This is a genomic window from Bacillus sp. MRMR6 (assembly GCF_001940785.1).
Taxonomy (GTDB): domain Bacteria; phylum Bacillota; class Bacilli; order Bacillales; family Cytobacillaceae; genus Neobacillus.
Genome location: NZ_MSLS01000001.1, coordinates 178,224 through 198,570, shown reverse-complemented (window position 1 = coordinate 198,570; position 20,347 = coordinate 178,224). Strand labels below are relative to the sequence as shown.

23 protein-coding genes are annotated in these 20,347 nt (G+C 37.3%); 6 read left to right on the top strand and 17 right to left on the bottom strand.

Annotated elements, in window-relative coordinates:
* The first annotated feature begins 60 nt into the window (after window positions 1-60).
* Window positions 61-1,287 (top strand): sporulation integral membrane protein YlbJ, encoded by a 1,227-nt coding sequence (ylbJ, locus tag BTR25_RS01070; RefSeq protein WP_075685269.1) that lies wholly within the window; start codon window positions 61-63, stop codon window positions 1,285-1,287.
* A gap of 32 nt (window positions 1,288-1,319) precedes the next feature.
* Here ylbJ and coaD read toward each other — a convergent pair whose 3' ends face one another.
* Together coaD and rsmD are read right to left on the bottom strand one after the other, a co-directional pair.
* Entirely contained in the window at window positions 1,320-1,802 is a 483-nt protein-coding gene (coaD, locus tag BTR25_RS01065) for a pantetheine-phosphate adenylyltransferase (RefSeq protein ID WP_075685267.1), read from the bottom strand.
* 12 nt (window positions 1,803-1,814) lie between these two features.
* A complete protein-coding gene (gene rsmD / locus BTR25_RS01060; RefSeq protein WP_075685265.1) occupies window positions 1,815-2,375 on the bottom strand; it encodes a 16S rRNA (guanine(966)-N(2))-methyltransferase RsmD in 561 nt (186 codons plus the stop codon).
* A 367-nt stretch (window positions 2,376-2,742) separates the two neighbouring features.
* Between rsmD and BTR25_RS01055 the strand changes: the two genes are divergently transcribed.
* Window positions 2,743-3,132 (top strand): DUF7147 family protein, encoded by a 390-nt coding sequence (locus BTR25_RS01055; protein ID WP_075685263.1) that lies wholly within the window; start codon window positions 2,743-2,745, stop codon window positions 3,130-3,132.
* Window positions 3,133-3,202: 70 nt separating this feature from the next.
* Here BTR25_RS01055 and BTR25_RS01050 read toward each other — a convergent pair whose 3' ends face one another.
* The 5 genes from BTR25_RS01050 to ylbD form a co-directional block, all read right to left on the bottom strand.
* The gene (locus tag BTR25_RS01050) at window positions 3,203-3,478 is read right to left on the bottom strand and encodes a YlbG family protein (RefSeq protein ID WP_075685261.1); all 276 of its coding nucleotides are present in this window, start codon (window positions 3,476-3,478) and stop codon (window positions 3,203-3,205) included.
* A gap of 175 nt (window positions 3,479-3,653) precedes the next feature.
* Window positions 3,654-4,097 carry a YlbF/YmcA family competence regulator gene (locus BTR25_RS01045; RefSeq protein ID WP_075685259.1) on the bottom strand — a complete coding sequence of 148 codons (444 nt, stop codon included), beginning with the start codon at window positions 4,095-4,097 and terminating at the stop codon, window positions 3,654-3,656.
* A gap of 56 nt (window positions 4,098-4,153) precedes the next feature.
* A complete protein-coding gene (locus tag BTR25_RS01040) occupies window positions 4,154-4,540 on the bottom strand; it encodes a hypothetical protein (protein WP_075685257.1) in 387 nt (128 codons plus the stop codon).
* Window positions 4,541-4,637: 97 nt separating this feature from the next.
* Complete coding sequence (locus tag BTR25_RS01035) at window positions 4,638-4,883, bottom strand: YlbE-like family protein (RefSeq protein ID WP_075685255.1); 246 nt, start codon at window positions 4,881-4,883, stop codon at window positions 4,638-4,640.
* Between the two features lie 17 nt (window positions 4,884-4,900).
* Window positions 4,901-5,305, bottom strand: a complete 405-nt coding sequence (ylbD, locus tag BTR25_RS01030) for a YlbD family protein (protein WP_075685253.1) — start codon at window positions 5,303-5,305, stop codon at window positions 4,901-4,903.
* Between the two features lie 140 nt (window positions 5,306-5,445).
* Here ylbD and BTR25_RS01025 point away from each other — a divergent pair, with 140 nt between their 5' ends.
* Window positions 5,446-5,934, top strand: a complete 489-nt coding sequence (locus BTR25_RS01025) for a PaaI family thioesterase (protein WP_075685251.1) — start codon at window positions 5,446-5,448, stop codon at window positions 5,932-5,934.
* Between the two features lie 84 nt (window positions 5,935-6,018).
* Window positions 6,019-6,321: a hypothetical protein gene (locus tag BTR25_RS01020; RefSeq protein WP_254842609.1), complete on the top strand. Its 303-nt coding sequence runs from the start codon at window positions 6,019-6,021 to the stop codon at window positions 6,319-6,321.
* Between the two features lie 44 nt (window positions 6,322-6,365).
* Here BTR25_RS01020 and BTR25_RS01015 read toward each other — a convergent pair whose 3' ends face one another.
* On the bottom strand, window positions 6,366-7,220 hold the full coding sequence (locus BTR25_RS01015; protein ID WP_368482959.1) for a CAP domain-containing protein: 855 nt from the start codon (window positions 7,218-7,220) through the stop codon (window positions 6,366-6,368).
* A 365-nt stretch (window positions 7,221-7,585) separates the two neighbouring features.
* Window positions 7,586-8,020 carry a CBS domain-containing protein gene (locus tag BTR25_RS01010; RefSeq protein ID WP_075685245.1) on the bottom strand — a complete coding sequence of 145 codons (435 nt, stop codon included), beginning with the start codon at window positions 8,018-8,020 and terminating at the stop codon, window positions 7,586-7,588.
* A gap of 178 nt (window positions 8,021-8,198) precedes the next feature.
* On the opposite strand from BTR25_RS01010, the gene BTR25_RS01005 reads away from it, so the two are divergent.
* Window positions 8,199-8,558, top strand: coding sequence for a YugN family protein (locus BTR25_RS01005; RefSeq protein ID WP_075685244.1), 360 nt, complete (start codon window positions 8,199-8,201; stop codon window positions 8,556-8,558).
* 41 nt (window positions 8,559-8,599) lie between these two features.
* Here BTR25_RS01005 and BTR25_RS01000 read toward each other — a convergent pair whose 3' ends face one another.
* From BTR25_RS01000 to cyoE, 7 genes are all read right to left on the bottom strand, one after another.
* On the bottom strand, window positions 8,600-9,064 hold the full coding sequence (locus BTR25_RS01000) for a DUF420 domain-containing protein (RefSeq protein WP_075685242.1): 465 nt from the start codon (window positions 9,062-9,064) through the stop codon (window positions 8,600-8,602).
* 91 nt (window positions 9,065-9,155) lie between these two features.
* The gene (gene ctaG, locus BTR25_RS00995; protein ID WP_075685240.1) at window positions 9,156-10,073 is read right to left on the bottom strand and encodes a cytochrome c oxidase assembly factor CtaG; all 918 of its coding nucleotides are present in this window, start codon (window positions 10,071-10,073) and stop codon (window positions 9,156-9,158) included.
* A gap of 133 nt (window positions 10,074-10,206) precedes the next feature.
* On the bottom strand, window positions 10,207-10,542 hold the full coding sequence (gene ctaF / locus BTR25_RS00990; protein WP_075685238.1) for a cytochrome c oxidase subunit IVB: 336 nt from the start codon (window positions 10,540-10,542) through the stop codon (window positions 10,207-10,209).
* Between the two features lie 4 nt (window positions 10,543-10,546).
* Window positions 10,547-11,176, bottom strand: a complete 630-nt coding sequence (locus BTR25_RS00985) for a cytochrome c oxidase subunit 3 (RefSeq protein ID WP_075685236.1) — start codon at window positions 11,174-11,176, stop codon at window positions 10,547-10,549.
* On the bottom strand, window positions 11,176-13,068 hold the full coding sequence (ctaD, locus tag BTR25_RS00980; RefSeq protein ID WP_175596677.1) for a cytochrome c oxidase subunit I: 1,893 nt from the start codon (window positions 13,066-13,068) through the stop codon (window positions 11,176-11,178). The genes BTR25_RS00985 and ctaD overlap by 1 nt, the downstream gene beginning before the upstream one ends.
* Before the next feature lie 5 nt (window positions 13,069-13,073).
* A complete protein-coding gene (coxB, locus tag BTR25_RS00975; RefSeq protein ID WP_075685232.1) occupies window positions 13,074-14,135 on the bottom strand; it encodes a cytochrome c oxidase subunit II in 1,062 nt (353 codons plus the stop codon).
* A gap of 187 nt (window positions 14,136-14,322) precedes the next feature.
* Window positions 14,323-15,261 (bottom strand): heme o synthase, encoded by a 939-nt coding sequence (gene cyoE, locus BTR25_RS00970; RefSeq protein WP_075685230.1) that lies wholly within the window; start codon window positions 15,259-15,261, stop codon window positions 14,323-14,325.
* A gap of 535 nt (window positions 15,262-15,796) precedes the next feature.
* Between cyoE and BTR25_RS00965 the strand changes: the two genes are divergently transcribed.
* On the top strand, window positions 15,797-16,708 hold the full coding sequence (locus BTR25_RS00965) for a COX15/CtaA family protein (RefSeq protein ID WP_075685228.1): 912 nt from the start codon (window positions 15,797-15,799) through the stop codon (window positions 16,706-16,708).
* 182 nt (window positions 16,709-16,890) lie between these two features.
* On the opposite strand, the gene pyc is transcribed toward BTR25_RS00965, so the two are convergent.
* Entirely contained in the window at window positions 16,891-20,334 is a 3,444-nt protein-coding gene (pyc, locus tag BTR25_RS00960; RefSeq protein WP_075685226.1) for a pyruvate carboxylase, read from the bottom strand.
* Window positions 20,335-20,347: the final 13 nt, after the last annotated feature.

The following is a 20,347-nucleotide window of genomic DNA, read 5'->3' as shown; positions in this document are numbered from 1 at the left end:
TAGGTGCAGCAAGCATATTGGCACCTATTCTGTACAACCTCTTGGGAGGAGGAGCCTTCATTGTTACGTTCAAAGATAAAAACAATTTTTCTATCGGTATCGGCCATCATTTTGGCAGCATCGTTAATTTCTTATCCACAGGAGTCTTTGGAAGCCTCCATCCGCGGACTTAATATGTGGTGGGAAGTCGTTTTTCCTTCTCTGCTTCCCTTTTTCATTGTTTCTGAAATGCTAATTGGCTTTGGTGTCGTTAAATTTATTGGAGTAATGTTAGAACCATTAATGAGACCGCTTTTTAAAGTACCTGGTGTTGGCGGTTTTGTATGGGCAATGGGGATGGCATCCGGTTTCCCTGCAGGGGCAAAATTCACAGCAAGACTGCGTCAAGAAGGCCAGCTATCCCGTATAGAAGCAGAAAGACTAGTTTCTTTCACCAATTCCTCAAACCCTTTATTTATCTTCGGTGCCGTTTCGGTAGGCTTCTTCTATAACCCGCATTTAGGTGTTTTACTTGCCTTATCCCACTATTTAGGCAATATATGTGTCGGTTTAATCATGAGATTTCATGGAAATGAGAGTCCTGGGGAGAAAGAGAAAGTAACCACCAAAAGTCAATTTAAGCTTAGAGTTGCCCTTTCAGCCTTGCATCAAACTAGATTAAAGGACAAGCGCCCTCTTGGAAAACTTCTAGGTGACGCTGTTAGCTCATCTATTCAGACACTGTTAATGGTCGGCGGTTTCATCATTCTTTTTTCTGTTATTAATAAGCTTCTCTACCACTTACATATCACGGCAGTCCTTGCGAAAGGATTTGACTTGGTACTCAAATCATTATCATTTCCTGAGATGTTAAGTATCCCCTTTATCTCAGGACTTTTTGAGATTACACTTGGGAGCCAGTTAACAAGCCAGATTCAAGAGGCGACCTTGTTACAGCAAGCAATGTTAACTAGTTTTATTTTAGCCTTCAGCGGTTTTAGTGTTCAGGCTCAGGTTGCCAGTATATTAGCACAAACAGATATCCGCTTTCAGCCATTTTTCATAGCCAGAATCATTCATGGTTTGTTTGCAAGCCTTTTTGCGTTACTATTATGGAAGCCTATCTATGTTCGTTTTTATGGTGATGACCAGCCATCTAATGCCATTCCAGTTAGTTTTTTTGAGGAAGGGACATGGCTTCATGGCTATTATCATAAATTAATCGAAGCAGGCCCACTCATTACAATCTTTTCTCTAGCAATTTACGTGATGCTCCTCTACTTTAGAATGAGAAAAAGTGTTCACTAAAAAAGCCTTTGGATCTCCAAGGCTTTTTAATTTTATCTATTAAATTTTTTATCAAGTGCTTCTTTTACAACTGCTGGAACCAGTTCTGCAATGTCTCCATTGTATTTTGCAACTTCTTTAACAATGCTTGAGCTTAAAAAGGAATATTGGTTATTTGTCATGATAAAAAATGTTTCAATCTCCTCATTAAGGACCCTGTTCATGGAGGTAATTTGCATTTCATATTCGAAATCTGAAACTGCCCTTAAACCACGTATAATCGCGTTTGCATTAACAGCCTTTGCATACTCGACAAGGAGTCCAGAATGCTCATCTACTTTGACATTTGGCAGGTCCTTCGTCACTGCTCTAATCAGGTTCATTCGTTCCTCTACACTGAATAGAGGGTTTTTTGCTGAATTGTTCATAACACTCACATAAACCATATCAAAAACCTTTGCACCTCTTCTGATGATGTCTAAATGACCATATGTAATCGGATCAAAACTCCCTGGACAAACGGCTATACTAGCCATTTAAACTCCCCCTTACTCTTCACCTTTATATGAATAAATGGTTATCGCAATAATGCCGTATTTTTCATGCTTAATTTGTGTAAATTTCCCTACTGTTAGTGGTAATTCTACATCAAAACTATGCTCACAGACAATCCTTCCAGCCTGTTTTAATTGATTTTGTTCACCGATTTTTTGCATTAAGCTAATTAGCTGCTGTTTTTTATAGGGTGGATCTAAAAATATGTAATCAAAGTCGATCTCTCTTTTCAACAATGCTTTTAATGCACGGTCAGCATCATTGCGATAAACTTCTGCTTGCTCTTCCATCCGGCACATTTTTATATTTTCGTGAATCGTTTGGATTGCTTTTTGATCACGGTCAATAAAAATAACCTTTTCAAGACCTCTGCTAAGCGCCTCGAGTCCAAGACCGCCACTTCCAGCAAATAAGTCCAATCCCATACCTCCGTCAAAATATGGCCCTAAAATATTGAACAAAGCTTCTTTTACTTTATCCGTTGTGGGTCTAGTTGTATTACCTGGAACAGCTTTTAATGGCCTGCCTTTACAAACTCCTGAAACCACTCTCAATTAATCATCACCGCATTTTTCCTAATATATATTTCCTTCATCCTATCATAATTGACAGCACCTAGCCAAATTTACCTTCAACAAATATTACGCTGAAAAAATAATTTAACTACGTATAAGGTTCCTCCTTATGGGGATAATATTACTAACAACATCAATTCGAGGATGTTGTTGCCAACCGCGGAGAAGACTTACGTTTCCCCATAAGTTCTTCCTCCGGTTTCTCCTCTCCCTTTGCCTTCTATCCTTTATAAGGATGTAGAAGGACCCTGCAGAGCGTATCTGCAGGGTTTTTTTCTTTTCTTAGCAAGAATGATTGATATATGGTAAAGTAATGTTGAAATCGTTATGAAAAGGAGAGTTTCTTTTGATACAGCGCTTTATTGAACTAGGAGAAGGTTATTCAGACTTATATGAACTTCTCGAACTTGCCAAAGCAAATCAACACCGCCTATTGCACCTGATGGCATTACATACGGAAGTTAACGATAAGCAAGTAACTTCTTTGGTTGTTATATTACAACCAACTGATCCAGGGAAATTCCAAGCACTCTATATATGTCGTGAAGGTATTCCTAATCCAAAATTTATTCCGAATAAAAGATATGAGCTTTTCTCAAGACTGGCGGAGGAACTAGACAAACTAATTATTGAGCTAAGTGTAAAGCCTTCAAGCATCTTTCACGAGAAGGACTTATACTACCAGCACTTAATCGGTATTTTAAGGCTAAATCATTATATAAAACCTCTGCAATAAGAAAAAGGTGAGGTTATTTCCCCACCTTTTTCTGAAATGCTCAAAGTGCCAATCGTTTTGAGTTTTTCGTTTATATGCCCATTTTGTAATCGTATTCTTTTGCTTTATCGGGTGCTGCATTTTCAAATTCCATTTTTAAGAAAGGTTTATACGAAGGTTCCACTTTCTTAACAAATGAAAAGGTGTTTAATTTTTCAACAATCCCATCCAAATCTTCCTGATTACAATATAAAACAACATACTTTAATTTCTTTGAAACATAATGAACATTGCCAAATCGTCTTAGCATTTTTGCTTGTTTTAACGAATAAAGCCAAACTACCAATCCTTGTCTTTGAACAAACATACTTTTTTCCCCTTCAATAAAACCATCATTTAACTAAGTCTAGCATATAAAAACGATACATTTCAATTTAAACTTCACTCTCTTGACAATTATACTAAAAACAGGCTGAAGTAATCTTTGTAAAGATTGTACGCGGTTAAGAAAATAAAAAAAAACGGCTTTAAGAGCCGAATTTTCACGCGGAACAACTACAACTTCCTCCACCGCCGCATCCACTGCTGTGAGAACCAGACTGGAAAAATGGATTCCCGGTAGGTACCTTAATATGCGGTGATACAGCGCCGCCGACAAGCAGACTAATTTCATCCAGCAAGGCTTGGAGGTCATTTTCCGCTAATTTAAAATCCGCCACCAACGTGTCTAAATCCATGGCCCTTTTGTACTCGCGAATTTGCATCATCACCCTTTTATAATCAGGATGATATTTACCAAAGCGCTGAACCTCTTCATATAATTCCTTCATTTCAACAAACTGACGAATTTTTTCCTGTGTATCCTTACTATTTTGGAGCTTATATAGGGAAATTCGATATTGTTCAGCAATATCAGATTCTAAAACCATCTTAGCCAACAGTTCGGCATTTTCTAATAGTTCAATTCTTTCTAATGTAGCAAGCACTGATCGCCCACCTCCATACACATTTTATCATGAATGAGTAACAAAAGTGAAATAATCTAATCTTTAGGTATATTTACCATGAATTCCTTAGTTAGACCAAATGGTTTATGATTTAAATCTACTACATCAAGTTTCACTTTATGTTCTCCTACTGGGAGATCTTTTACAATAAATGCTGCTGCAGTTACCTCCTGAACCTTTTTCCCATCCACTGAAACAATTAACTTGCCAGTCTTTTTCCCAGAATTCGTTTCTCTAAAGCTAATTCCAGTTAAGATACATTGAACCAACAGGTCCTTATTCTTTGTTTCATATTGTACAAAAAACGAAGGCTGCTCCTCAGCGTACACATTTGAACTATCGTTTAACACCGGCAAGTGGATTTCTGCGATCGCCCCAATAACAAAAATAGTTAGTATGAACACTTTAAGTAATCTCACCATTGTTTTTCACTCCTTCGTATTCTTATATTGTTCACCTTCCCTTATTTTTTTACTCCGTTCACCAAATAAAAAAAGATCACAATCATTTGATATGTGATCATTCTTTATTCTGTTCTTTCATTGACTGAAACATATAAAACATCATTGAAGCCATCTGTACATTATTTGAAAATTTTTCTATCTGATGTGGAATTGTCTTTTTGTAGTAATGGAGTGATTCTATTTCAAGCTTCTGCAAATCATAAGGATTCCTCGAGAGCTTTCGATACCATATAGGCTGTTCACGAATAAACTTCTTTAGTTCTGTTTGACGGTTTAAATAATCTAATACATCTTTTCTCATAAGTACGTTCCCTTCTGTTAGTCTTTACGAAATAAAAAAGGGTGCCTATGTTCCATTTGCGGCTTTACTTGACCAGTTGGGTTATTACTTCCTTGAAACTGTGAAATAACCCCTTGAATTGCACCTAAAGCTTGACTTAAATTACCTATATAGTGCTGGATTTGATTAGGATCCATGTTTTGCAAAGTTCCCATTATTGTGCTCATCCAGTCACCTTTAGCTTCCGTTTCCTCTTTCACATTAGACGTCTCTGTCTTACCTATTGATTCCCACCTTGAATCCTCTTCGCCAAGTAAATAATAATCCTCAAATAACTCCTGCCAAGTAGCCTTTCCACTTCTAACTTCTTTAATCAAACTCGGGTTATTTCTTACAAATTCCTTAAACTTAATAACGGAAGGATGTAAATTTTTTTTTGACATTTTCCTTTCACTCCTACCCATATAAACCGCCTATATTACAATATGTTATAAAAAGAAATATGTGAAAATCCTCCTACTGTAAAAATTAGGTTTTAAATGATAAGATGACTACAGATATGAAATGAAAGAGGTAATTTACGATGAAGCAGCACTTACAACAATTATTAGAAAAATGTATTGATATGGGGTCTGAAGAGGATTTAAGTGCCCTTAAACATCTATTAGAAGGAATGCAAAAAAAGATATCAAAAGGGGCTGGACAATATATTGATAGCTTGCTGCATATGGAGAGAAAAGTTGATATAGAAAGGAAAATATGTGAAATCACCGTTCCTCTTAATGAACTGCTAAATAACAATTTAAATATCGTTCATGGAGGGTTTACAGCCACTATTCTCGATACCACAATGGGTACCATCGCGAATGCAATTCTGCCGGAAGGGTACGGAGCAGTAACAAACCAACTAAATATACATTACATCGCCCCTGGTATAGGTGAGGGGCTCTCCTGTAAAGCAGAAATCATTCACCAGGGCAGTAAGACTATTGTGGTAATGGGAGAAATCTACCGAAATGATGGGAAGAAAATTGCCTATGCAACTGGTACTTTTTTTATCATCCAAAAATAGAGATAAGGGGTCTGAACAAAAATCGTTACTGCCATTGTAGTACCAATTATCTGCTTATATTTCTTCTGGGTAACTAGAAAAGAAATGAAGGAACATGATGCGAAGTGGCTTGCAGCTGGTGAAGTGAATGCAGAGGCAATGATATCAGGCCAAATTAAGAATATTAATTCGGAAAAACAACGCTTTTATTACCATCGCTATCTGTTTATACAGGAATTAAAGATCCAAACGGATACACAGCTAATAAAGGCTAAAAAAATTTCTCCTCTAAAAAAGGAAACAAAACCTGATGTCTTTGTTAAAGGAGACTCTATTCACCTGTACGGCAGCTGGCAAGGGAGTTATTTCTTAATTAGTCATTACGAAAATATAAATTCAAATGAGTAATCAAGAACTAAATAGAAAAAGGTGATAACTGTCACCTTTTCTATTTATTCTTCAAATTTCTGAATGAAATTTTGCGTATAATGTTTTTGATAAACCCCCACACCAAGATGCGAAAACTCCTTATTTAATAGAGCTTCACGGTGCCCTTTACTATTTAGCCAGCCTTCAACCGCTGCCGGACCGTCTGTATAATTTGCAGCAATATTCTCACCAGCAGACTGATATAATACTTCTGCAGCTTTTAACCGGTCTGATAAGTCTCCATGCGTCTTGGACGTATGGGAGAAATCATTATTCTCAGCCATATCCTTACTATGACCAAATGCAACACTTGCAGTTTGTTCATCCCATAGAAGCGGCTGCAAATTATGTCTAATTCTCAGTACATTTGTAATATCAAATATTTCTCTTGCAGCAGATTCTTCAATCTTTTGCCAAACTAATTCATTAGGATCCTCAGGTTCGATTAATTCTCCACGATAAATTAATTCATAAGGCCGCTGTTTAATTAAAATTTCCTTATTTAAAAAACGGACACTTGAAAGCTTACCCGTAAACTTATCAATATAGAGCTGAACAAATACATCTCCAAGAAGTACAAGTGGTCTAATATTGAAATCCATATCATCTAATTCAAAGCGATAGGTATTTCCATTTAATTCAATATCTAAATTTGTACTAATATACTGGGAATTATATATTTCCTCTACTGGCTGACCTATTTTAAATGGGGAAATATCCAATTCCTCGCCAATTGCATAAACAGTTACGACTTCATTTTCTTTTACCCCAACCTGTACATAGCGGGAATAATCTATATTATAGATATACCATTGGTAACCATATAATGATTCATCGATTCGCTGTGGTTCACCTAATTCACTGATTAGGCTGGAAATGTCCTGCCCTATTAATAAACCTAATCCCTGTTCGGGCTTTTCGGTTGAGGTGCTACTTTTATTACTCTTATCATGATTCTGATATAACGCCTGATCCTTTTCAGAAGTATGATCCTCTTTAATAAGAACCTCGTTATTGTCTTTTTCATTTAAATTAACATAAAACCCTATCGTGACAAAGACTGCTGATAGGACCAGAATTCTGATGAGAGAACGCAGAGATCTTCACCCTCTCTATTACTATTTCTATCATTATGTGTAGAGTTATAATAATTATAGCACTATTTAGTAATAGAGATTATCAAATTTACCATAATTAAATAAAACAAAACAGATAAGAAGCATCTGTTTTGTTTTATTATTATTTAGTGTTGAGCACCATTATAATTTGGTTCAGATATTTCTGTAAGAGCAGCTTTAGCCTGGTCATCGGTCTTTTCCCTGATAGCAAAATCTCCAAGAGAAACAATTCCAACCAACTTGTCACCTTCAACAACTGGAAGTCTGCGGATTTGATGTTCAGCCATCATTGTTGCAGCTTCCTGTGTTGATGCATCAGGAGTAATCGTTACGAGCTTACTACTCATAATGTCTTCTACTTTAGTTGAGCCAGGGTGTTTTTCTGCAACACCTCGCACTACAATATCACGGTCAGTGATCATGCCTACCAGCTTGTTCTCATCGACAATCGGGATGGCCCCTACATTCAATTCCTTCATCTTAACGGCTACCTCAAATACATTATCCAACAAAGTACAGCTTTCAACTCTTTCGGTCATAATATCACGAATTTTACCCATAAGGATCGCCTCCTGTAGTTAAATAAATTTTTTAGCCATCCTTTAGGCTTTCCCATTAGGTTTGTTTTATTCGAGAGATCTATTCATTGCATGTTTGAAGAATTTCACTTATTATTAAATTGAATTATCTAGATCTTATATAAAACACAAGGGGTATCGTTTTTAGGAGGGATTTATTGTGAAATTTGAAAATATGGGATACGAAAACATGAAAGCAGACTTAATCCGATTAGATGAAGTTATGCTTGACTATGGTCTAGTTCGTGAAGGCCAATGGGATTATGAGCGTGTTACATACGATCGTAAGTTTGAACTTAAAGAAGAAGTATTTTACTTACGTGTTCGCGGTTATGCAGTTGAAGGTGATGTAGGTGCACATAAAGCAACTATACAACTACTGACACCACTGTTAGGAAAGTATTACTACCCTTTTGGAGTAGAATATGGAGAAGGTGAAACATTCCCAACTTCACTTGTTAACCAGTGCAAGAAAATATTAGACGATGTAAAAGCAGAAGTTGAAAAATTTGCACTATAATAAAAAGGACGCATGAACAACTCATGCGTCCTTTTTATATTCTATAAACCGAGAATGGCTTTAATGACAGAGGTTGTTTCTCCACCGTGATAAAAAACATAAAGTAATAAATAAACTGCCACACCCGTTATTGCAGTAAAGAACCAAACAATACTCGTAACAGGGCCGAGCTTACGGTGGGTTGATAGCTTATTCTTAAATCCAGTATATAAGCTAAAAATACCTAATACCGCACCGGTAGTAGCTAAGGTAATATGGAAAATTAAGAATAACGTGTAATAAATTTTCAAGTTATCTGGACCGCCAAAGGCAGTATTTCCAATGAAAATAGTTCTTGATGCATAAATTATAAAGAATATGATAGCAAAGATTGCCGCGAGAAACATCGTCTTTTTATGTGCCTCAATATTCCGCTGCTTAATTTGCCACCAGCCTATTGCAACGGTAATAGCACTTAAAACAATAAAAGTAGTACTAATCGTTGGTAAAATCGGTAAGGAATTCATAAGAAGTGTCCTTTCTTTTTTATATTATACAATAATTTTAGTTTACTTCTTTATATTTTTCAATCAAAAGAAAATCTCCCAGTTCGGGAGATTATTCAATAAGAGTAGGTTTAAAGTTTTGATTCATATCAGTTTTAGATTCAGCTTTAGATTCTTCCTGATCTTTCTTAAACCATTCAAAAAATACATGTGCTAAGACAGCACCATAGACAATTTCTTGAATGATCTTCATGATCACTCCACCAAGCTGTTGATCATGTAATAAGGACATAGAGCTAAACAGCTCTGGACCACTAATGTTTAAGGCTGAAAAATTCGACGCTCCCACACAAAGACTCATTACCTGGCCCCAAACTTCTGGGTCGGAATAAGTTGCATAGAGTGATCCTGGAGCAAATATAATTAATGCACATGCAGGCGTAAGCAGGATACCATCTGCAAAAATATATCCCACCTTTTTTAGGCCACTCAGTCTTTGATGCTCTGGAACAGGGTTAATTAATGGCCACCACATAAAAATCGCGACGATAAACAGTAAGATGGAATAACCGGCATGAAGCCAAATATTTTGCATAACGTGATCAAAAATAATCGGAACATGATAGAAAGAAAACAAACCGTTAAAAACAATTAAAGCTATCAATGGCTTTGTGAAGAACATAAATAATTTATTAATAACTTGTACATTGATTATTTTTCTCCACAGCCAAGCAGGGATACCGAAGATGAAAATAGGCGGTATTACAAGAACTAATAAAGCCATCTGAATCATATGAATATAGAACATCAAGTGTGCCATTACATCAAGTGGAGACCCTTTAATTGCATAGATGAGGCCTATTGCTAATAAAAATAATCCCGCTTGCTTTCTAGTTAATGGCTCACTACTTGAAAACTTAGTACGGAATGTAATCGTAATCAAAAAGTAAGCAGCTAGCACTACTAGCAAGCTTAGTAGAAAGTACGGGCTCCAAAGCGCTTTAAAACCAAAAATATCTAATGTAAGCACCGCAAATCACCTCAATTTTTTTTAAAAATCCTTGTGTTTATACAACGCAATCTACAAACAGCAAAGACATCGTAATCCGATTAAAAAAGAAAATCGGCTAATAGCCGATTTCTTTTTCTGTCTTACACAAAGCCTACCACCAAATAATAGTAGTAAAAGCGAGAACTGTCACTAATCCCACAAGTAAGCCTGAGTATAGAAAGAGTGATGGAGCCTCATGGCCCTTATGACTCATGTGCATGAAGTAGTACAATTGAAAAATAACTTGAACGACAGCTAACAAGAGAATGAAAGGTACAATAAACCATGCTGAAAATCCCTTAATAGCCACCGCAGCAAAAGCAATAAGAGTTAAAAAAATCATCAACGAGAAGGAAACGACCTGTTGTCTCATTTCTTCAGCGCTTTTTCTACGGCGATATTCAATGTCTACTCTTGGGTTTCCTGAACTTAATTGTTGATTTGCCATCAGTTTATCCCACCATCCCCATTAAATATACTACTGTAAAAATGAATACCCAAACAACATCAATGAAATGCCAGTAAAGACTAGCTGTATAGAACTTTGGTGCATTATACAAATTCAATCCACGTTTGTAATTTCGAATAATTAATGTAAGAATCCAAGCAAGACCAAATGCCACGTGTCCACCATGGAATCCAACTAATGTATAAAACGCCGAACCAAACGCACTGCTTGTAAAGGTATGACCAAAATGATGTACATAATGATAGAACTCATAAACCTCTAATGCTAAGAATCCTGCACCCAATAGCAGGGTAATAATTAACCAAAGGTTCATTTTCTTAGCGTTAAAATTTTTCATATGGTACATCGCGTAAACACTTGTTAATGAACTTGCTAATAACAGCATGGTTGCTACAAAAGTAAGCGGCAGATCAAACAAGTCCTTAGCTAAAGTATGTGTTGAGTCAGGTACTTTATCCTTTAACGCCAAGTAGGTAGCGAACAAAGAAGCAAATAGTACTGTTTCTCCACCTAGAAAAAACCAAAAGCCTAAAAATTTATTTTTTGCTTCAAGGGTTGATCGTTCTGGATCTGCAGGCCATGTTTCATAGGTTAATTTTTCATCCGTATGCATTATGCCTTCCCCCCTTTTTCATCATCCATTAAGTCTTCCTTATGAATATGGAAACCATGGTCATCCTTCACAGAACGCATAAACATGGCACCGAATGTAATAAGTAGACCAATCACAAGTACTGGAATTGCCCAGACTTTATCATCGACATTATACATTGCTCCAAAAGCTGCAACAAATAATCCAAAGGACATCACAAATGGTAAGAAAGAATTATTAGGCATATGGATATCACCAAGTGGTTCAGCAGGTGTCATACCCTTTTTACCTTCCATTTTTTCTAACCAGTACGCATCTAATCCACGTACAAGCGGAAGCTGTTTAAAGTTGTAGAACGGTGGTGGTGATGGAAGTGACCATTCTAGTGTTCTTCCATCTTCCCAAGGGTCATTACCAACTTTAACGTTTTTCACAGAAGTTATTATAATATTGTAAAGCATAACAATTGTTGCGAGTGCCATAAAGATTGCACCAAACGAACTGATTAAGTTAGCAGTTTCCAATCCTTGTCCTGGAAGGAATGTGAAAATACGGCGTGGCATTCCCCAAAGACCTAGGAAGTGTTGGATGAAGAATGTTAAATGGAATCCAATGAAGAATAACCAGAAGGTTACTTTACCTAATGTTTCATCTAACATTGTTCCAAATATTTTAGGCCAATATAAGTGCGTACCTGCAAAGATCGCAAATACAACACCACCAACAATTACATAATGGAAGTGTGCTACAACGAAATACGTATCATGATACTGATAGTCTGCCGCCGCTACCGCTAGCATAACCCCTGTAACACCACCAGCTAAGAACGATGGAATAAACGCGAGTGCCCAGTGCATCGGTGTTGTAAATTTAACACTGCCTCCCCAAACGGTTAAAAGCCAGTTAAATATTTTAATACCAGTTGGAACTCCGATTGCCATAGTTGCAACTGCAAAAATAGCATTGGCAATTGGCCCTAATCCAGTTGTGAACATATGGTGGGCCCATACCATGAACCCTAAAAACCCAATTAATACTGTTGCAAAAACCATAGATGAATATCCGAATAATCGTTTTCTGGAGAAAATCGGAAAAATTTCAGAGAATATACCAAATGCAGGTAGAACTAAGATATAGACTTCTGGGTGACCAAAAATCCAGAATAAATGCTCCCAAATCACGGTATTACCACCAAGGTCAGGGTTAAAGAAATTAGACCCAAACAACCGATCAAACATCATTAAAACTAATCCAACAGTTAGTGGAGGAAAAGCAAATAATATAAGTGCTGAGGTTACAAAGGTTGACCATGTAAACAAAGGCATTCTCATATATGTCATACCTGGTGCACGCATGTTGATAATCGTTACAAGAAAGTTAATACCACCAATTAATGTTCCTATACCCGATATCTGAAGACCTAATATATAGAAATCAACACCATGTCCCTTTGAGGCCATAGCCAAGGATGCATACGATGTCCAACCTGCATCGGGTGCCCCGTCTAGAAACCATGAAAGATTTAAAAAAACTCCTCCAAAGAAGAATAACCAAAAACCTAGTGCATTTACAAAAGGAAATGCTACGTCACGTGCCCCAATTTGCAAAGGCATTACCGCATTCATAAATGCAAAGATTAGCGGCATGGCTGCAAGAAATATCATCGTGGTTCCATGCATGGTTAATATTTCATTATATAATCCAGCACTGACAAAATCATTATTAGGTACTGCTAGCTGGATGCGGATGAATACTGCTTCTAGTCCACCGACTACGAAGAAAAATCCACCTGCGATAAGATAAAGGATGGCGATTTTTTTATGGTCAACTGTTGTAAGATAGTCCCATATAGTCGAACCAATCCCGTTTTTTTGAGCGTAGGTACTCACGTTTTTTACCTCCCTTTTAATCATTTCCCCTATTCTTCTTGAACTTTAAGACCCAATAAATATGCTGTTAAAGCATCAATTTCTTCGGGTGTAAGCTCACCATATGTGTCAGTCATTAAGTTACCAGGCTTGTATTTCTCAGGTTCACTCAACCAATTTTTCAAGTCTTTTTCGCTGTGGTCTAATACACCAGCAATACGAGAGCGCTCACCAAAGTTTGTTAAGTTTGGAGCAAGTCTTGCATCTGGTGGTGCAGCATTTGAAGGTGTAACTGCATGACAGCCGATACAGCTTTTATTGAATATTTCTTGACCTTGCTGTGCTAAGTCAGTTTCTGCCTGTTTAGGTTCTTCCACTGCCTGCATATCTGCAACCCATTGATCAAATTCATCACGGTTCATGGTTTTTACTTTAAAGTCCATTAAAGCATGTGATGGGCCGCAAAGCTCAGCACATTTACCGTAAAATAAATTACCTGCTTCTTCTGCTTTAGCACTATTAAATTCTAACCAAAATTTATTGACGTTATCTGTATTCGTATCAAGTTTCCCGCCTACCGCCGGTACCCAGAAAGAGTGTTTTACATCTGAAGATATTAAGTTAAAGTAAACTTTCTCATCAGTAGGTACGACTAAATCTTGGCCAGTTACAATGCCTTGTCCTGGATATTCAAATTCCCACCAATATAGGTTTGAACGAACATTAATCACAAGTGCATCAGAATCTTCTTTATCCATTTCAGATACATCTGCAAGCTTAAATGTAGCAGCTACAGTTGGAACTGCAAGGATAATAAGTAATAAAATTGGAATAACAGTCCAGATGATCTCTAGTTTATGGCTTCCTTCTACTTGTTTCGGTATTGTTTCGTCTTTTCTTTTGAACTTAACCAAAACCAAAACAAATATCACTGTAACAACAAGGATTACCCCAACCATAATTAAGGTGCTTAGCTTCATTAAATCATATTGCATTTGTGCAACTTCACCAGCTGGCCTTAAAGTTGATAGGAAAGGTTCACCACATCCGGAAAGAATAAGCGTTAAGATTGCGAATATTGAAACCAAACGCCCTTTTGCAAGCCTTTTCATAGCTAAATCAAACCCCTCTTTCGCTAATAAATTTCTTAAAATGCATGATCAAAAATGTATATGTAGAATCTTCCTTCTATATTAAATAAACTCGGCGACTATTTTGTGAGAACACGACTTAGCCGCCAAATTGCATTTAATTAAAGGCAGTTGGAAACCCCTGTTCGGAAAGATCGTTCCAACAAAGCTAAACCAATGTAACAATTACCATTGCTACAAAGATAATAGTTAAGTATTGCAATGAGTACACAAACATTAGCTTTGCCCACTTAATATCATCTTTGATCTTATATCCATAAATCCCTAATGCTAGCCAACCGATATTCAATATAGTTGCCAAGATTAGAAATGGGATGCCTAATGAGGTTAGTAAAAATGGTGTTGGCAGCAATAATGCTACCCAAAGGACAATATGCTTCTTTGTAGTTTTAAACCCTTTAACTACCGGAAGCATAGGTATTCCCGCCGCACGGTACTCCTCTACGCGTCTCATAGCTAGTGCATAAAAGTGTGGAGGCTGCCAAATAAACATAAGAATAAATAATGACCATGCCATGATATCTAAATTACCATCTATAGCTGCCCAACCAATTAGAGGCGGTACAGCCCCTGAGATACTACCGATAATTGTGTTTGATACCAATTGCCTCTTAGACCACATCGTGTACAATACAACATAACTAAAAACCCCAAGCAGTCCAATAACCGTTGCAGTCAATGTTGTAAATAATAGAAACATTGTGCCCAGTGCAATAAGTATAATACCTAAGGTTAGGACTTTTGCAGGGACTACTTTACCTGTTACTGTAGGTCTTGCTTTAGTTCTCTCCATTAAATGGTCTATATCACGGTCGATATAATTATTTATGCTGCAAGAGCCTGCAATAATTAATGATGAGCCTAAAATCGTAAAAATAACGGTGTCTAAGTTTGACAGGAAACTTTGACCTGAGAAATGTAAGGCTAACCAAAGTCCAGTGAACGTAGTAATCAGATTTGAATTAACAATTCCAATTTTGATAAGTGCTAAGAAGTCTTTCAAAACTGAATTTTTTCCTATGTTAGGATTGATGCTAGCGGCTCCGTTCTCGATAGTCGCTTCACCAAATGCCTTAGGATTAGACATCTACTCTCCTCCTTTAAGTGGAAAAACGCATCATAGATTTAGTAAGTTATATACCAGTTCATCCCTCTAATTCAGTCTAATGAATTTTAAATTGTGGTTTTTTTAACACTTTCTCTGTATATTAAATCACACTTTCGGGTGTTTTTGTGAACTTTTTTTGAATAATTTATAACTAATTTATGTCTGGAAGTATTTGCCGTTATTTATAGAGAAAAATTGGTCAATACAAGGTTTTTTTGTTGTTATATCTATAATCACCTAAGCCGAATTTTATCACTAATTAATTACCCTTCCATTTCTAACAGATTACTATGTGAAATTCAATTGTTTTCACTATAATAATAGTGGTAACTAAAAATTATTCAACTTCTAAACGTTTTTTGAAGTTGCGGAATTTTCCAGACAGAAATTCTGTTCTTTTTTGAAGTTATTCTGTATGATTGAGTAGGACAATTCCCCCTCACTTTTTACTATTATACTGTCAACATTATTCTTTGACAAATTATTGAACTTATTAATTAAGTAGGTGATTTTTTTGCGACACTCTTTAAAATGGCTTGCTGTTGCAACTACGATTGGGATGATTTTTGTATTACTAGGTGGTGCACTAGTAACAAAAACGGATTCAGGTATGGGTTGCGGTAGATCATGGCCACTCTGCAATGGTGAATTTGTGCCGACAGATATAACACCTGAACTAGTTATCGAGCTTGCTCATAGACTTGTTTCTGGTGCTGTTGGTATTATGGTGCTCTTATTATCTGTTTGGACTTGGAAAGCCATTGGTCATATAAGAGAAACCAAATTTCTATCTTTGCTGTCATTTTTCTTTTTAGTACTACAAGGGTTAATTGGTGCTGCAGCTGTTATTTGGGGACAGTCAGATTTTGTACTTGCTCTCCATTTTGGTATATCGCTAATATCTTTTGCTGCTGTATTCCTCCTTACCTTATTAATCTTTGAAATTGATAAGAAATTTGAAGCAGATAAACTTATTATTGACAAACGAATGGGCAATCATATTCTTTCTGTTTCGATATATAGTTACGTAGTTATTTATACCGGAGCACTTGTCCGACATACTGAATCAAGTCTAGTTTGTCGTGATTGGCCTCTTTGTATCAACGACGCACCAGCACTTCCCGGAAACCTATATGAGTGGGTGCAAATGGGTCATCGTGCCGCTGCAGGTGTAATATTTATTTGGATTGCCTATATTCTTTACCTAGCTATTAGGGATTATCGACACCAAAAGGTCGTTTATTGGGGATGGATCACTGCATTTACTCTAGTATCTTTACAAGTATTATCTGGGGCTCTTGTAATCTTTACTCGCCTTAACCTTTTTATCGCACTCATGCATGCGCTCTTTATTACTTGTCTATTCGGGGTTCTAAGTTACCTGCTACTATTATTGTCAAGGTCACGAAAAAATAGCAAAAAATAAAAGTTGCCATTAACGGCAACTTTTATTTTTATCCCGCATCATGGGCAGTAAGACCCCACCTCAAGGCTATGAATGAAAACAAGGAATCCTAGGTGGGAGATAACTGCCCATAAAAGCTCGGGTAAGTTCCACTAACCATCAACGGAGGATGAAGAACCCCCCATTGATGGAAGTTTTTCACTTTATCCTTTTTTCAACTCCACTAAAAGATCACCAGTTTGAATCGAATCATCCTTCTTCACGTATAAATCTCCTACTATTCCAGAGAAGGGCGCCTGAACCGTGGTCTCCATTTTCATTGCCTCAGTTATCATTAAATGATCACCTCGTTCTACACGTTCGCCCTTTTCCACAAGAACTTTAATGACCGTCCCCGGCATAGTAGCAGATATATGTGTTTCATTTTTGGAATCTGCTTTAATTCTAGTAAGCACAGTAGATTTAATGTTCTCATCTTTAATATTTACTTCTCGAGGCTGACCATTTAATTCAAAATAAACAATACGCGTACCATCTGCTTGAGGCTGACCTATTGATACTAGTTTTACAATCAAAGTTTTACCTGTTTCAATTTCAACCTCAATTTCCTCTCCAAGCCTTAACCCATAAAGGAAGGTTGGAGTATCTAGAACAGAGATATTATCAAACAGGTCTAAAGTATTTAGATACTCTAGAAACACCTTAGGATAAAGAGCATAAGAGATGACATCTAATTCGGTTAATTTCTTCTTTGTTTCTCTCAAGAACTCTGTTTTTAATTCCTCAAAGACAACAGGTTCAAGCAATTCGCCAGGTCGAGTTGCTAAAGGCATTTTCCCCTTTAATATTATGTTTTGCAGCTCTTTAGGGAACCCTTGATGCGGTTGACCAAGATAACCTTGAAATAACTCTACCACTGAATCTGGGAAGTCTAGCGTCTCCCCCTTGGTCATCACATCAGTTTCTGATAAACCGTTTTGTACCATAAACAATGCCATATCACCGACTACCTTGGATGAGGGTGTTACCTTGACGATATCTTCAAACATTTGATTAACCTTTGCATACATTTGCTTCACTTCATCCCATTGCTCACCAAGTCCAACGCCTTTGGCTTGTTGTTGAAGGTTACTATACTGTCCACCGGGCATTTCATGCTTATATACTTCCGAATGAGGTGACATCATGCCACTTTCAAAATCTTGATAGTATTTACGGACATCTTCCCAATAATATGACAGCTGTTCAAGAGCCTCAATATCTACATTGGGCCTTTCTGTTCTACCATCTAGAGCGTAATAAAGTGAATTCGCACTCGGCTGAGAAGTTAACCCTGCCATCGAGCTTAATGCGACATCAACTATATCAACCCCCGCTTGAATAGCACGGGCATACGTAAATATTCCATTACCGCTGGTATCATGAGTATGCAAATGAATAGGAATAGTAACACTATCCTTTAACTCAGATACGAGTCGATACGCTGCTTCAGGCTTTAATAAGCCAGCCATATCTTTTATACCTAATATATGTGCACCTTGCATTTCCAATTCTTTTGCTAGTGTTTTATAGTAATTGGTATCATACTTTGTTCTAGTTGGGTCTAATATATCACCTGTATAACAAATAGATGCTTCAGCAATTTTTCCCGTTTCTCGTACTGCAGCAATAGTGGTTTCCATTCCTTTTATCCAATTTAAACTGTCAAAAATTCGGAAGACATCGATTCCTTCATTTGCCGATTTATGAACGAATTCACGAATTAGGTTATCCGGATAGTTTTTATAACCTACCGCATTGGAACCACGAATCAACATTTGAAATAAAAGATTCGGTATTTTCTCCCTTAGTAATCTTAAACGCTCCCATGGATCTTCTTTTAAGAAACGATAGGCAACATCAAAAGTGGCTCCTCCCCACATTTCAAGCGAAAATAGATTTGGAAGAAGTTTGGCTGTTGGCTCTGCAATATGCAATAAATCGGTTGTCCTTACCCTTGTTGCAAGTAAAGATTGATGAGCATCCCTAAAGGTGGTATCTGTTAACAATACATTCTTTTGATCGTTGATCCACCGTATGAGTCCTTCGGAACCACGATTATCTAGAATTTGCTTCGTTCCCTCACCATAGGGGAAGTCATATCGAAGCTTGGGTATACGCGGCTTTGAAAAAACAGGCCTTTTCTTTTTCTCAACCCCTGGGAAACCGTTCACCGTAACATTGCCGATGTATGTTAACATCTTTGTTCCCCGGTCTTTACTAATCGGGAAGACAAACAATTCCGGTGTGGTATCTATAAATGAGGTATCATATTCCCCACGTCTGAACTTTTCGTGCTTTACTACATTTTCTAAAAATGGAATATTCGTTTTGATTCCCCGTATTCTAAACTCCTGTAAATTTCGGACCATCTTTGAAGCTGCTTGTTCAAAAGTCAAAGCCCATGTGGAAAGCTTCACAAGTAAAGAATCGTAATATGGCGTGATTACAGCTCCTTGAAACCCATTTCCGGCATCAAGTCTTACACCAAAACCGCCTCCAGATCGATATGCCATAATCTTCCCAGTATCAGGCATGAAATTATTTAGCGGGTCTTCTGTTGTTACTCTTGATTGAATGGCGAATCCATTCGTTCGAATCTCCTCCTGTGGAGGTATCCCTATAATAGGACTGTGTATGTTTTGTCCTTCCGCAACCAATATTTGTGTATGTACAATATCTATTCCCGTGACCATCTCTGTTACAGTGTGTTCTACCTGAATACGAGGATTCACTTCTATAAAATAAAAGTTTTCACCCGACACCAGAAATTCTACTGTTCCCGCATTTAAGTAATTTACATTTTTCATCAATTTAACTGCCGCGGCGCAAATATCTTCTCTCAATTGATTTGAAATGGATACGCTAGGGGCAACTTCGACCACTTTTTGATGGCGTCGCTGTACAGAACAATCTCTGTCGAATAAATGAATGATATTTCCCTGCTGATCACCAATTATTTGAACTTCTATATGTTTAGGTTTCTCAATTAACTTTTCTAGATATACCTGATCATTTCCGAAGGCTGCTTTCGCTTCTGATTTAGCCCTTTCGAATGCTTCCTGAGCTTCCTCTTTCTTTTGTACAATTCTCATTCCCCTTCCACCGCCGCCAAGGGCTGCTTTAACGATAATAGGGACACCATGCTTTTCAATAAATTGGTGGACATCAGAAATATTGTGAACAGGACCATTGCTTCCAGGAATAACAGGAATGGCTGCGATCTCTGCCTGGGATCTCGCTTTTACTTTATCTCCAAACATATCAAGATGGTGTGAGGTTGGTCCGATGAAAATAATTCCCTCTTCTTCACATCTTCTGGCAAAATGAATATTTTCAGATAAGAACCCATAGCCTGGATGAATGGCATTTGCACCACTGGCTTTAGCAATCTCTATGATCCCTTCAATATCAAGGTAGGCATCAATTGGTTTCTTGTCTTCACCGACTAAATAGGCTTCATCTGCTTTGTATCGGTGGTAGGAACCGGTATCCTCCTTGGAGTAGATCGCAACTGTACGTATGTTTAATTCAGTGCAGGCACGGAATACACGAATCGCAATTTCTCCTCTGTTAGCTACTAGCACTTTATTAATTTGTCTCACCATTATCAGCACCTCT